This is a genomic window from Flavobacterium sp. W20_MBD1_R3, from assembly GCF_052119725.1.
In the GTDB taxonomy this organism is placed as follows: domain Bacteria; phylum Bacteroidota; class Bacteroidia; order Flavobacteriales; family Flavobacteriaceae; genus Flavobacterium.
Map to the genome: position 1 here is coordinate 1 of NZ_JBGQOR010000013.1, position 14462 is coordinate 14462.

A 14462-nucleotide genomic window follows, 5' to 3' on the forward strand; every position below is an offset into this window, starting at 1 on the left:
CTCGATTCTATTACTCTTATTCTTTTGTCTTAAGATCTCTCTTAAAACGGCTGTCAATTCAATATGTCTAGGAACGTATTCTTCTCTTTTTTTAACTCCTTTTAACTCTTGTTTAAGTGTTTCTCGAAGCGGGTGCAAAAGTACAACTTTCTTTTTAACTGACAAGAAAAATTTGAAGTTTTTTTTAAGATAATTTCTATCTCTTTTCTTCGCTTTTCTTATCAATCTGTCAAGGAACTTTGCGCGTTTTGCGGGGTGCAAAGATAACATCCGTTTTATAATCTCACAAGCTTTTTTTAATCTTTTTTTAGGAAATATTTTTTCCGTTTTGATTACTTTTACTTGTCAGCATTTTAAAGAACTTCTGCGCTATTGCGGGTGCAAAACTAGCACCTTTATTGCGTTATTCAAGCTTTTTATTTACTTTTTTTTGCCCTTTTCTTAACTTATACTTTAACTGCCTCTAAACATGATTCTTGAAACGCGAAGTTTTTTGTCTCAAACGACCAATCAAAAGCAATGACTGCCCTTATCGACCAGAATCTGTGATTTTCTCTGGTTCTTAACCTCCTATCTACCTCTAAAAATAGCTAGCCTGGCCTATTTTCTAAGAAATGAACTGCTGAAACAGTTATAGATCATATCCTATACCTTATATGATGATATAATATCACTTTACTTTGCGCTCTTATAATAAGGTACTACAATTTATCGTGTTCATCTGATTGCTTCTTCCCTTGATAGTGCTCAATATCTAAATTACTAGCAGCACGCGTTAGGAATCACTTCACCCGACTTTATTTTAAATCACAGTTCCATGAATTTCATTTGCAGCGCAAAGCCCACAGGAAAGTGAAACGCAACTTTTTGAGGATTTGTATCGAATAGCCAAACTCATTATATAAAGAAAGGTTTATAATATCTTTTGATAATAACCTTTCTTTATATAATGAGGAGCGCTCTAATGAATTTTATTTCTTTTCGTTTTCTAACCTTTACAATGTCCTATTAGAAATTACCGATTTATCTTGTAGCAAAATATCTGTATTATTAGCATATTGGTCTGTTGACTTTATCAAAAGCCAGGCATTTCTCTGTTTCGTTTTCATTTTCACCAATGTGAATTCGCCTTTTAGTTTTTTTCCATTAAGAACAAAACTAAGGCGTCCTTTTTGCAAATCAGATTCTAATCTGTTTTCAACTTTATTTAATTCATCTTCATCAGCTAAAGTATACGTTCCATTATCCCAAACAATGACCTTGCCAGCACCATAATTTCCCTCTGGAATTGTCCCTTCAAAATCTTTATAATCATAAGGATGATCTTCCACCATTATAGCCAATCTTTTATCAGCGGGATTCATAGACGGTCCTTTGGGTATTGCCCAACTTTTTAACACTCCACCTATTTCTAAACGAAAATCATAATGCAAATGAGAAGCAGCATGTTTCTGAACAACGAAAATTAATTCAGCAGACGATTGCTTCCTATTTCCCTCTGGCTCTAAAGTCAAATTGAAATTACGTTTTTGATTGTATTTATTAAAAGACATCGTGAGTACTATTAAAATTTCAATTACTAGCTAAAGGGCAACTCTGTCTATCCTTTTTTATCTCCTGTGTTTTCCTCTAAATTGTTGTGATTATCTCCTCCAATGCTGTAATGATTATTCTCTTCATCTTCATTTCCCAAATTTTCATTTTCATCATCCAATTCTGAACCCGGTATATCTAAGTCAGAACCAGATACGTCTTCAATAAAATCTTTTTGATTCAATTCTGTACTATTATTAATTTCTACCGGCACTTTATTTTTATAAATATTTTCAGGATCTATATCAGATTCTTTCTTAAACTGGTTATACATATCTTCACTTGGAGGATACACAAGAGATTCGGGTAATTTATTCTTATCCTTCTTCCCAGGCTTTCTTTTGTCGAAATTCAGCTTATCGTTTTTATTATTCATTTTTTTATTATTTAATTGATTTACAACACTCTAAGTTAGTTATTATTTTAAATATATTATGTATTAAAAGTATAAAAATATACTGTTCAATATTTAAAAATGAATCTTCAGTACTTCTGAAAGTACTACTAACCTTTGCTTTTATAAAATCCATCCTTCCAATCGCCTCTATACTAACTCTTGTTTTTTTTAATTGCTTTCTGTTTATTAACTCTCGAGCTAACCAATTAATTATTATTAAACTTTGGTTGTTTTTTTTTCATATTTAGAACATAAATAACTAACTTTAAACATCTTAAATATAATTAAAACAGTACTGTTAATCTAAATAAATAAAATCATGAGTATACTAACAGACAATGTAATTCCCGGAAATCATGGTAAAATTTTTGGCACCAATGCAATCAACGATTTAGATTTATTAGAAATTAAGACTAGTCTGCTGAAATTAGACGGAATAAAGGATGTTCTTTTGAATACCGATATTTTTCCTAGAGAATTTACCGTACACACCTCCAAAATGATTCCTATAGACGCTATTGAAAACCGAGTACGAATGGTCGGATTTCATGCCATTCCTAAAGGAGTATTCGAGCTTTAATTTATATTGACTAATCTTTAACCTACCGCTTTGCTTTTTCTAAAAAAAAATCAATAAACTTTGTTGTTACAATAATATATCGTAATATTGCAATATAAATATATACCGATGGGAATCACAAAATCACAACATTTTACAGATAAGCAAAACGAATTGGCAACTTTGGCGAAAGCAATAGGACATCCCGCCCGAATCGCCATCATTCAACACCTCATCAAAGTGAACAGCTGTATCTGCGGTGATATTGTAAATGAACTGCCCTTAGCACAGCCCACTGTTTCACAGCACTTGAAAGAGTTAAAAAATGCCGGACTCATAAAGGGCAATTTTGAAGGGAATGCTATATGTTATTGTCTTAATGAAGAAGGTTTTAATAAAATAAAGGTCTTTTTTGAGCAGATCAATACCTATTTAGAAAACAAAAAAAATCAATGTTGTTAATTTTTAAATTACAAGAATCATGAAATTATCAGAAGTAAAAAAAGAGTTGAGCACTTTAGAAAATGTTGCGTTTGTGTTGCCAAATGGAACTTATGTTCCAGAACACTTCCACGTAACTGAAGTTGGTTTAATCACCAAAAACTTTATTGACTGCGGCGGAAAAGTTAGAAAAGAGTCCGTTGTTAATTTTCAGTTATGGGATGCCAACGACTTTGAACACCGCCTAAAACCAAAGAAGCTATTGGACATTATATCACTTTCAGAAAAAATATTGGGTGTTGATGATTATGAAGTAGAAGTTGAGTTTCAAGCAGAGACTATTGGTAAATATGATATTGGTTTTAATGGGACATCATTTACTCTTTTGAACAAACAAACTGCTTGTTTGGCTCAAGATCAATGTGGCATTCCTCCAGAAAAACAAAAAGTAAAAATATCTGAAATTCCAAGTCAAACTAATACTACTTGTACCCCTGGTGGTGGCTGTTGCTAATTTTAAACCTGAAAAATGAAATTAAACAAAACAACCTTATTTCCGGAAATAGAGACACAAATAATCGCTTTTGATTTTGAAGATATCTCTGCAGAACGTAAAAATATTTTACAACCACTCATCGATTTTATTCAAACAAAAACTTCCAATCAACAAGAGATCAGATTGAATTTAATTTGCACTCACAATTCCCGAAGAAGTCATTTGGCACAAGTTTGGGCACAAACTGCAGCGGCACATTTCAATATTAACAATGTATTTTGCTATTCTGGTGGCACTGAAGCAACTGCTTTATTCCCTTTGGTTGCCAAAACACTGGAACAATCTGGTTTTAAAATTAAAACTCTAGCAGCGGGAACTAACCCTATTTATGCCATAAAATATGGAGAAAATGCGCATCCTATTATTGGTTTTTCCAAAACCTACGATGCTAATTTCAATCCAAAAAGTGAGTTTGCGGCGATTATGACTTGCTCTCAAGCAGATGGTGGTTGTCCGTTTATTGCAGGAGCAGAAAAGCGTATCCCAATAACTTTTGAAGATCCAAAAGCATTTGACAACACCCCACAACAAGCCGAAAAATATAAAGAACGCAGTTTACAAATTGCAACTGAAATGTGCTATGTATTCTCACAAATAAAATTATAACTATGTCAGCAACTACTTGTGCTCCCGCAGCAGAAAGAAAAAAATTAGGCTTCCTTGATCGGTATTTAACATTGTGGATATTCCTGGCAATGGTAATTGGAGTTGCTATTGGTAATTTCGTTCCTTCAAGTGGGAGCTTCATCAATTCCTTTTCTAGCGGAACGACTAATATTCCGCTCGCTATTGGCTTAATCTTAATGATGTATCCGCCATTGGCAAAGGTAAATTACAGTAAAATGGGTGAAGTGTTTCAAAACACAAAAGTATTAGCGGCCTCCTTATTTCTAAATTGGGTGGTAGGACCCATTTTAATGTTTTCGTTAGCCTTACTTTTTCTGAATGGTTACCCGGAATACATGATTGGAGTAATTTTAATTGGATTGGCCCGATGCATTGCAATGGTAGTGGTTTGGAACGACTTAGCTGATGGTAATAGAGAATATGCCGCTGGATTAATCGCTTTGAATAGTATTTTTCAAGTATTGCTTTACAGCGTATATGCGTATGTATTCATAACTGTTTTGCCCCCATATTTTGGTTATACCGGTTTTAATGTCACCATTGGTATTGGTCAAATTGCAGAAAGTGTGGGGATTTATTTGGGTATTCCTTTTGCTTTGGGAATAATAAGCCAGTATGGTCTTATAAAATTAAAGGGAGAAGTTTGGTTTCAAAACAAGTATGTTCCTTTTATTTCGCCTATCACTTTGGTTGCCTTATTATTTACCATCATTTTAATGTTTAGCCTGAAGGGTGCATTAATTGTGCAAATTCCATTGGATGTAGTTCGAATAGCCATTCCTTTAGTCATTTATTTCACCTTGATGTTTGTAATTAGTTTTTTCCTTGGAAAGTATTTTGGTGCTGATTATTCTAAATCTACCGCAATCGCTTTTACGGCAACTGGAAACAATTTTGAATTGGCTATCGCAGTTGCTATTGGTGTTTTTGGGATCAACAGCGGACAAGCATTTGCCGGCGTTATTGGCCCTTTAGTAGAAGTCCCAGCATTAATTGCATTGGTAAATGTCGCTTTTTGGTTTAGAAAAAAATATTATGCAAGTTCAAAATTAGAACCAAAAATTGAAACCCCCTAATTTGTTCAACTATCGGTGTGCTTCCCTATTTTATCGCTGATTGTATTCTTTTTAAATTGTGAATCTGCCGTGATTTACAAACTAAAATCTAAATCTAGATTCAAAACAAATGAAGGAAATTAAAGATGTTATTGTCATTGGTGGCGGACAAAGTGGATTGGCTTGCGGATATTATTTACGACGCCATAAACTTAATTTTCAAATCTTGGATAAAGAAGAAAAATGTGGCGGCGCCTGGCAACACGCATGGGACAGCCTAATGCTTTTTTCTGCAGCCGAACACAGTTCATTGCCTGGTTGGCTGATGCCAAAATCTAAAAATCTATTTCCACTAAAGCAAGAAGTAATTAATTATTTGTGTGAATACGAAAAGCGTTATGAATTACCAATAACGCGTTCGGTTACCGTAGAAAACATAACTTCCGAAAATAAAATATTCAAAGTTTACACTAATAAAGGAATATATTTTTCAAAAGCAATTATTGCAGCGACAGGAACTTGGAACAATCCTTATATTCCAGAGATTAAAGGAATAGAAACTTTTAAAGGTATCCAAATCCATTCTGCCCATTATAAAAACCCACAACAGTTTAGGGATTTAAAAGTTCTAGTTGTTGGCGAAGGAAATTCAGGAGCACAAATACTAGCCGAACTTTCCAATGTTACCTCTGTAAAATGGTCTACGAGAAAGCCACCCAGATATTTACCTGATGAAGTGGACGGGTTTTACCTTTTCAATGTGGCAACTGCCAAATACAATGCCGAAAAAGAAGGAAAACCATTTAATGCCGCTAATTATGATTTGGGAAATATTGTAGTGGTCCCATCTGTAAAAGAAGCTCGAACCAGAGGAATTTTACTTTCGAGCGGCAGTTTTGATAACATTTATGAAAACGGTGTTATTTGGACTGACGGAACCAAAGAAGATTTTGATGCAATAATCTGGTGTACTGGTTTTGGCTATGCGACCTCTTTTTTAAAAAATATAGTCTCAGCAGATGACCGGGGAATTATAAAAACTGATGAAAGCAAGGCAACAGAAGTTCCTGGATTGTGGCTAGCAGGTTATGGCAGTTGGAGCGGTTATGCCTCAGCAACACTCATTGGAACAAACAGAAATTCCAAGCAAACCTGTACCGAAATTATTGATTATTTACAGAAAAACTAGAACCATTTAATAAATAACCTCTGGGCACAGCCACAGATTCACAGATTTTCAATAATCAGTTTTAAATCTGTGAATCTGTGGCTAAAAAAACAGAAACAGGACTGCAAGGAATTAAAGTAAAGCGATTAAAAAAGCAAAAGATAAGGAAATCTAAACTCCTTACTGCCTTTTATAAATCTCTACAACATCAGTCTTAAATTTGTTTTTGAGCCAAGCCGACAATTTTTGTTTATCTCTTGTAGCAATATCGTCTTTACTTTCATAAAGCACTACCGTAATCACCTTTTTTGTGGTCATATTTTCATTAAACACATGATTCGCAATGGCTATATTTTCAATTTCAGGAAACAATATCTTAGTTTCGTTAAGAACAGCATTATTATCGAATTTTAAAGACGTAATTTGACTTTGCAACTTGGCAATAATCAAATCTTTCTCACTCATTGTTTTATTGTTAAAAGTAATTTCATTCAATATATCCTGTTTTAGGTCAGTTGTATCTTGAATAATATTTAACACTGTATTGTTTAATTCATAGGTTTTCAGTTTGCCGTTCAGCCTTTTGATTTCATTTTTATCTAATCTTTTTCTTAAAAAAGCAACATCAATTTTTTTTGGGTTTGAAGTAAACTGTGTCTTTTTGTACAAAACAGTAAATCCCTTATCTACAAATTCGACCTTCAAAAATTGTTCTACTTTTTGTTTGTATTTTTTTTCTTGAAACAACTGATATGCAAAAAAAATGCTTGGCACGATTAAGGCCAAAGTCAGAAATGAAATCATGTATCTCACTCGTTTTTCCGTCTTTAAATTGGTCTGTCTAACAATTGGATATTTTAAATATTTGACAATGATAAACGTTGCAATACAGATAAAAACACAATTAATAGTATACAAATACATGGCACCAAAAAAGAATTTAAAATTCCCCAAAGCTAATCCGTAACCTGCCGTACACAAAGGAGGCATTAACGCGGTGGCAATTGCAACTCCAGGAATTGGATTTCCCTTTTCTACCCTTGTAATGGCTATTACTCCAACAAGTCCTCCAAAAAAAGCTATAAAAATATCGTAAATATTAGGTGATGTTCTTGCTAAAAGTTCCGACTGTATGTCCTTAAAAGGACTCAAATAAAAGTAAATTGTAGAAACTAGCAGACTCACCAAGGTGGCAATAAGTAAGTTTTTAAGCGATCTTTTGAGCAGATTAAAATCATAAATACCTAAACCAAAACCAGCACCTACAATTGGCCCCATCAAAGGTGAAATAAGCATGGCTCCAATGATAACAGCTGTAGAATTTACATTCAAACCAACCGAAGCTACTACAATAGCACAAGCTAAAATCCATAAACTAGAACCTCTAAAAGAAATATTTGACATCACATTGTCTAACACTTTCTTTTTATTTTCTTCCCCGTTATGCAAATCGATGAAATTCATTACTTTATTCATTTCTAATCGGTTGTTTTTATTTTAAATTGTAGTTCTAACTTTCTAAATTTGTGAAAATTGCTGTCTGTGACGGTAGAAAGATAACTATTTTTGAACTAATTCAAAGTTTCTGCAACAGTCTTAAGTATTTTAACCCGATTTAAAACCATCTTAAATGCAATAATACCAAAAAATAGTTTCTTTAAATAATGATGATAAACGCAAACTACATTTATACATACCATTTGAGATACAAAACCGTAACATTCATTAATCAAATAAATCAAAGGTGCTTCATCTCTTTAAAAAAGGAACAACCCTAATTCTTGCGGAGTCATTGTAACGAAACCAATATATTATAATTTTCAAAGGCCCTACATCTTGCAACGCAGCATAAAGATCGATTATTGCAATTTGCTTCTATTTGAAGATATTTCAACAACTATCTTTATAAAAAATAGTCACAAAAAAAGCCCGAAATTAATTTAAATCTCGAGCTTTTTCATTTATTGCAATAACGCTATTCAATAGGAATAAGAAGCTCTGATGTTATGGCTTCTAAAACTTCAAAAGCCGTTTCTGCCATTTTATTTCCTTTGGTATCCAATAAGGGGTTTATCTCAACAAATTCGATGCAAGCCACCTTTTTTGTTTGGATAATTTGATTGATGATCGCTATGACTTCATACTGATCAAAACCTTTGGGAACTGGTGTTCCTGTTCCATAAGAAATCATATCACAGTCCATGGAGTCTACATCAAAAGAAATGTATATAACTTCACAATGCGATAGCTTAGTCAATGCTTCAGCGACACATTTTTGTAAACCGCGATACCGCACTTCATCCACCTTATAATTTTTGATTTGCAATTTTTCAATTTGCTTATCCTCCGCTTCTTCGGTATCCCGAACACCAAAATATATCAGGTTTTCGGCTAAAACTTTTGGTCCTTTACAACCAATATTTTTCATATCTTCCCAATGTTGCTGTATTTCAGCTGGAACATCATTATTTTGACAAGTCAAATTATCATCGCCAAGAGCGGCAGACAATGGCATTCCGTGAATATTTCCCGATGGAGAGGTATAAGGCGAATGCAAATCTGCATGCGCATCAATCCAAAACACACCAATGTTTTGCTCCGGAAACGCTGCCTTGATACCGCTTAACGTTCCCAATGCTGATGAATGATCTCCCGAGAATACAATTGGAAAATAATTTCCTTCAATGTTTTTCTTTACTGCGTTACTGACGCGAGTGCATTGTTCTACAACATGTTCTATCCTTTTTGCGGAAGAACTTCTGTTTTTATCATAAATGGATTCGTTGTGCGTCTTGACATCTTCAAATTCAAATTGATTAAAATAATCACTGTTTTGATTGATTGCAGCAATTTCGATAGCATCAATCCCTAAGTCGGATCCGCGAGTACCTGCACCAATATCGGATCGGTTCTTTATTAATTTAATCGTTTTTCCCATTATTTAAAATCGTTTAAAGCCTTTTCAATAATAGCCAAACATTCATGTATTTGCGTTTCTGTAATTACTAATGGCGGCGCAAATCGAATTTTGTTTCCGTGTGTTGGTTTTGCCAATAATCCGTAATCTCTAAATTTCATACAAATATCCCAAGCTAAATCAGATTCTTCATCACTATTGATAACGATAGCATTCAATAAGCCTTTTCCTCTAACCAAAGTAATTAATGGGTTTCTGGAAGCAATCTCGTTAAGTCCCGTTCTTAAAACTTCACCTAAGTAAGCTGCATTTTGTGCTAAATTTTCTTCTTTTATCACTTCTAGTGCAGCAATAGCGACAGCAGCAGCAATTGGATTTCCTCCAAAAGTAGAACCATGTTGTCCCGGTTTAATCACATTCATAATATGATCATTCGCTAAAACTGCCGAAACCGGATAAACACCACCCGAAAGCGCCTTACCTAAAATAAGGATGTCTGGTTTTACTTCAGGATTGTTTTCACATCCTTTTTTACAGTCACAATTTCCGCAGGTTGCTAATAATCTGCCCGTGCGTGCAATTCCTGTTTGCACTTCATCCGCGATAAATAAAACGTTATGTGCTTCGCAAAGCGCTTTCGTTTTTGCTAAATATCCTACCGAAGGAACATAAACTCCTGCTTCACCTTGAATAGGTTCCACTAAAAATCCAGCTATATTTTTGGTTGATTTTAATACATTTTCTAAGGCTTCAACATCATCATATGGAATTTTTATAAATCCTGCTGTAAATGGTCCAAAGTTTTTACGGGCACTCTCATCATTCGAAAATGAAATGATTGTTGTTGTTCTTCCGTGAAAATTGTTTTCACAAACGATAATCTGTGCTTGATTTTCAGGAATACCTTTTACCTCATACGCCCATTTTCTACATAATTTCAAAGCCGTTTCTACTGCCTCAGCACCAGTATTCATTGGTAATACTTTATCAAAATCAAAATACTTGGTCACATATTCCTCAAAAGGTCCTAATTGATCATTATGAAAAGCACGTGAAGTCAAGGTTAATGTTTGCGCTTGTTTTATCATTGCACCTACAATTTTAGGATGACAATGACCTTGGTTTACGGCAGAATAGGCCGATAAAAAATCATAATATTTTTTTCCGTCTACATCCCAGACATAAACGCCTTCGCCTTTTTCTAAAACTACAGGTAGAGGATGGTAATTGTGCGCTCCGTATTGATTTTCTTTAGCTATCAATGCTTCCGATTTTGAAGAAAGGTTTTGTTCTGTGTGTGTCATGATATTTCTATTTAGATATTGCAAAGTACAAAACTACAGTTTTTTTTTAAATTGACAATAAAAATAAATGTTTTGACTTTTTTTAAAGTATTAATTTAAGTAAATTGCTTAATTTAGGCAAAATAAAGTCATTTATGAATATTAAATTGAACTTATAGAATTATTTCCATCTAAATAAAAATAAGTACTTTTATACAAACACAAAAGCATCATTTATACGTAAACCAACATGGATATATTAGACGAATTTGATATCAACATTATTAAAGAATTAGAAAAAGACGGGAGAATGGCATATTCTGCTATTGCGGCCAATCTAAAAATATCAAATACAATGGTGCATCAACGCATCAATAGATTAACAGAACAAGGAATACTAGCCGGAATAAAACCAGTGATCAATGAAAAAAAAATTGGGTATGATTGGGGATCATTTACTGGAATCACCTTGAATAAAGATCAAGATTCTGACCGGATTATCGAGGAACTTAAAAATATTCCGGAAATTACCGAATGCTATTACATTACCGGATCTTTCACTCTATATATAAAAATCATTGCTAAAGATCACGAACACATGCGCAAAGTTTTGTATGAAAAAATAGACACTATTCCTGGTATTGCCAAAACTGATTCTATAATAGAACTGGGTTGCGCATTTAAACGAAACGTAAGTCTCTAATATAAAATTAAATACAATGAAATATTTCAAGAACCATTTACCACTTCTAATTTTAGTTTTTAGTTCCTGCTTATCGATGTTTTCACAAAGAACAGCTGATCAAGAAACAGAAAGATTAAAAAAACTGTCGCAACAAGTTACTATCATAAGAGACAATTGGGGAATTGCACACGTATACGGCAAAACCGATGCGGATGCTGTTTTTGGAATGTTGTATGCGCAATGTGAAGACGATTTCAAACGGGTAGAAATGAATTATATCGAAAAACTGGGACGCCTTTCAGAAATTAAAGGACAGTCCGTTTTGTATAATGATTTAGAAATTAAACTTTTGATAGACACAGATGAAGCCAAAGCCGATTATAAAAAGGCGTCCCCTTGGTTAAAAAAATTATTAAATAGTTATGCGGACGGAATTAACTTTTACCTCTACAAGCATCCCGAAGTAAAACCCGCTTTATTAACTCATTTTGAGCCTTGGTTTCCGTTGCTTTGGACTGACGGAAGTATTGGAGCCATAAGTACCGCTGATCTCTCAACCGGAGAATTGAAAGCTTTTTATTCCGGAAACACTGATAAAGTAGCATACATAGAACGGGAGAAAGACGTTCAAACAGGCTCTAACGGATTTGCAATTGCTCCTTCAAAAACAGCCTCTGGAAATTCCATTTTATACATTAATCCACATACCACCTTTTATTTCCGACCTGAAATACAAATGACCAGCGACGAAGGATTGAATGCGTATGGAGCAGTTACTTGGGGACAATTTTTCATTTATCAAGGATTCAACGAAAACTGCGGCTGGATGCATACCTCTTCAAATGTAGATGTAGCGGACATGTATGCTGAGAAAATAGTGACTAAAGACAACAAACTGTTTTACGAATACGATACTAAATTAGTTCCGGTTATTGAGAAAAAAATAACCATCAAGTATATGGAAAACGGAAAACTCATTCCTAAAACATTTAACACCTTTTATACCAATCATGGTCCAATCATGGCCAAAAGAGACGGGAAATGGATCAGCCTAAAATCCAATAATCGTTCTATGAAAAGTCTGGAACAAAGTTGGGTACGAACAAAATCAAAAAGTTTTGAGGACTACAAAAAGGCAATGGATTTGAAAGCCAATACCTCTAACAATACCGTTTATGCGGATAAAGAAGGAAATATTGCGTATTGGCACGGAAATTTTGTACCTATTCGAGACAAAAAACTGAACTGGTCAAAAGTGATGGACGGCACAACACCGGCAACACAATGGAAAGGATTACACGCGGTTTCAGAAACGGTTCATTCCTACAATCCTATAAACGGTTGGTTACAAAACTGTAATTCTACACCTTACACCGTGGCAGGTGACAATAGTCCAAAAGAAGAAAATTACTTGCCGTACATGGCGCCAGACGGCGAAAGTTTCAGAGGACTTAATGCAGTTAGACTACTGAGCAAAGGTGATAAATACACATTAGACAAAGTGATTGCTGACGGTTACGATACAAAACTGACTGCTTTCGAATTTCTAATTCCAGCGTTACTTTCCAGCTTTGAAAAAAATATCAGTACCGAAGATCCACTTTACACAGAACTTTCAGAACCAATAGCACTGCTAAAAAACTGGGATTACTATGCCAAGGAAAATTCTGTCGCTACAACCCTGGCTGTGGAATGGGCTTATAAATTAGACCCCATTATTCAAAAAGTATATACGAATGAAGGAGAATTGGATCAAGTTGAAAACACTATCAATTTTGCGAAAAATGCTTTTCCAGATCAACTGATTCCCCAATTGCAAATAGTAGTGAATGAACTGAAAATTAAATTTGGAACCTGGCAAATTCCTTGGGGACAAATCAATCGTTTCCAGAGAACATCAGGTGACATCAATCTCATTTATAATGATGCCCTGGAAAGTTTACCTATTGGATTTGGGCCGGCGCTTTGGGGAAGTTTACCCGCTTTTAAAAGCAATTATCAAAAAGATACTAAAAAGCGTTATGGAACAAACGGAAACAGTTTTGTGTGCGCGGTCGAATTTGGACCAAAAATAAAAGCAAAATCTTTATTGGCAGGCGGAAACAGCGGTGATCCAAAATCGAAACATTTTTACGATCAGGCTGCAATGTACCAAAAAGGAAAATTCAAAGATGTCCTATTTTATAAAGAGGATGTTCAAAAAAATGCCGAAAAGATTTATCATCCAGGAGAATAATTGCTTTACTCTTCATTATAAGAATTAAAAATACTGTCATAAGAGAAAAAAATCAAAGTCTTACTTTTAGGACAAATTAATTGAGACATTTGTAACAATAAAAATTTAAATTATGAAAAATATTTTCTTTGCCTTTTTAGGATTAGCATTGTTTTCCAATGGCGCATTTGCACAATTGAAAGCCGTAAAATACACTGATGGTGCTCAAAAATTAAATGGCTTTTGTATTACTCCAAAAAAAGGGAGTACCACAAAACCTGGAATATTAATTCTTCCGGCTTGGAAAGGAATTGATACGCATTCCAAACAATCCGCGGAAAAATTATCAAACATGGGCTACTATGCGTTTGTAGCTGATATTTATGGCGAAGGAAATTATCCTGCAACGACACAAGAAGCGGGAAAACAAGCCGGTTTTTACAAAAGTAATATTGCTGATTATCAAAGACGCATTCAACTTGCTTTAGACCAATTAGTAAAATCAGGCGCAAATCCTGATAATATAGTGGTCATAGGCTATTGTTTTGGGGGAACAGGAGCACTTGAAGCAGCAAGAGCTGGAATGAAAATTCAAGGTGCAGTTTCTTTTCACGGAGGTTTAGGTCGTGATGCTTCCAGAGTAAATAATCCAATAACTGCAGAAATTTTAGTGCTTCACGGAGCAGATGACACATACGTTCCTGCTGCAGAAGTAACCGCATTTCAACAAGAAATGAGAGATACGAAAGCCGAATGGGAAATGATTTATTATGCTAATTCTGTACATGCCTTTACTGAAATTGAAGCTGGTAATGATAATTCTAAGGGAGCAGCGTATAATGAGAAAGCTGCTAAACGTTCTTGGGAGCGCATGAATTCTTTCTTAAAAGAAGTTTTGAAATAATTTAGAAAATATAATTTTTTCAAAAACAGTATAAGTTCGGTTTTTTTGTTAGTTTTATCAAT

General features: G+C 34.3%; 15 protein-coding genes. 9 read left to right on the forward strand and 6 right to left on the reverse strand.

Annotation, left to right across the window (positions count from 1 at the left end; translation table 11 throughout):
- From ACEN2F_RS13130 to ACEN2F_RS13140, 3 genes are all read right to left on the reverse strand, one after another.
- A partial coding sequence (locus tag ACEN2F_RS13130) for a hypothetical protein (RefSeq protein ID WP_441739865.1) occupies positions 1–225 on the reverse strand: 225 nt, incomplete at its 3' end.
- 770 nt (positions 226–995) lie between these two features.
- Entirely contained in the window at positions 996–1553 is a 558-nt protein-coding gene (locus ACEN2F_RS13135; RefSeq protein WP_441739868.1) for a DNA polymerase ligase N-terminal domain-containing protein, read from the reverse strand.
- Positions 1554–1600: 47 nt separating this feature from the next.
- Positions 1601–1969 (reverse strand): hypothetical protein, encoded by a 369-nt coding sequence (locus tag ACEN2F_RS13140; protein ID WP_441739870.1) that lies wholly within the window; start codon positions 1967–1969, stop codon positions 1601–1603.
- 340 nt (positions 1970–2309) lie between these two features.
- On the opposite strand from ACEN2F_RS13140, the gene ACEN2F_RS13145 reads away from it, so the two are divergent.
- The 6 genes from ACEN2F_RS13145 (at position 2310) to ACEN2F_RS13170 (ending at position 6417) form a co-directional block, all read left to right on the forward strand.
- A complete protein-coding gene (locus ACEN2F_RS13145; protein ID WP_441739873.1) occupies positions 2310–2570 on the forward strand; it encodes a heavy-metal-associated domain-containing protein in 261 nt (86 codons plus the stop codon).
- Positions 2571–2678: 108 nt separating this feature from the next.
- Positions 2679–3011 (forward strand): ArsR/SmtB family transcription factor, encoded by a 333-nt coding sequence (locus tag ACEN2F_RS13150; RefSeq protein WP_441739875.1) that lies wholly within the window; start codon positions 2679–2681, stop codon positions 3009–3011.
- A 19-nt stretch (positions 3012–3030) separates the two neighbouring features.
- Positions 3031–3504, forward strand: a complete 474-nt coding sequence (locus tag ACEN2F_RS13155) for a DUF6428 family protein (RefSeq protein WP_441739878.1) — start codon at positions 3031–3033, stop codon at positions 3502–3504.
- Positions 3505–3519: 15 nt separating this feature from the next.
- Positions 3520–4152, forward strand: a complete 633-nt coding sequence (locus tag ACEN2F_RS13160; RefSeq protein ID WP_441739881.1) for an arsenate-mycothiol transferase ArsC — start codon at positions 3520–3522, stop codon at positions 4150–4152.
- Positions 4153–4154: 2 nt separating this feature from the next.
- Positions 4155–5249 (forward strand): ACR3 family arsenite efflux transporter, encoded by a 1095-nt coding sequence (arsB, locus tag ACEN2F_RS13165; protein WP_441739884.1) that lies wholly within the window; start codon positions 4155–4157, stop codon positions 5247–5249.
- A gap of 109 nt (positions 5250–5358) precedes the next feature.
- The gene (locus tag ACEN2F_RS13170; RefSeq protein ID WP_441739887.1) at positions 5359–6417 is read left to right on the forward strand and encodes an ArsO family NAD(P)H-dependent flavin-containing monooxygenase; all 1059 of its coding nucleotides are present in this window, start codon (positions 5359–5361) and stop codon (positions 6415–6417) included.
- Between the two features lie 159 nt (positions 6418–6576).
- On the opposite strand, the gene ACEN2F_RS13175 is transcribed toward ACEN2F_RS13170, so the two are convergent.
- From ACEN2F_RS13175 to rocD, 3 genes are all read right to left on the reverse strand, one after another.
- Positions 6577–7872, reverse strand: a complete 1296-nt coding sequence (locus ACEN2F_RS13175) for a DUF389 domain-containing protein (RefSeq protein WP_441739889.1) — start codon at positions 7870–7872, stop codon at positions 6577–6579.
- A 499-nt stretch (positions 7873–8371) separates the two neighbouring features.
- Positions 8372–9334 (reverse strand): arginase, encoded by a 963-nt coding sequence (locus tag ACEN2F_RS13180; protein WP_441739891.1) that lies wholly within the window; start codon positions 9332–9334, stop codon positions 8372–8374.
- Positions 9334–10617: an ornithine--oxo-acid transaminase gene (gene rocD, locus ACEN2F_RS13185; protein ID WP_441739894.1), complete on the reverse strand. Its 1284-nt coding sequence runs from the start codon at positions 10615–10617 to the stop codon at positions 9334–9336. Before rocD ends, ACEN2F_RS13180 begins: the two co-directional genes overlap by 1 nt.
- 229 nt (positions 10618–10846) lie before the next feature.
- On the opposite strand from rocD, the gene ACEN2F_RS13190 reads away from it, so the two are divergent.
- The 3 genes from ACEN2F_RS13190 (at position 10847) to ACEN2F_RS13200 (ending at position 14400) form a co-directional block, all read left to right on the forward strand.
- Complete coding sequence (locus tag ACEN2F_RS13190; protein WP_441739897.1) at positions 10847–11299, forward strand: Lrp/AsnC family transcriptional regulator; 453 nt, start codon at positions 10847–10849, stop codon at positions 11297–11299.
- 16 nt (positions 11300–11315) lie between these two features.
- The gene (locus ACEN2F_RS13195) at positions 11316–13517 is read left to right on the forward strand and encodes a penicillin acylase family protein (protein ID WP_441739900.1); all 2202 of its coding nucleotides are present in this window, start codon (positions 11316–11318) and stop codon (positions 13515–13517) included.
- Between the two features lie 112 nt (positions 13518–13629).
- Positions 13630–14400 (forward strand): dienelactone hydrolase family protein, encoded by a 771-nt coding sequence (locus tag ACEN2F_RS13200; protein WP_441739902.1) that lies wholly within the window; start codon positions 13630–13632, stop codon positions 14398–14400.
- The last annotated feature ends 62 nt before the right edge of the window (positions 14401–14462 follow it).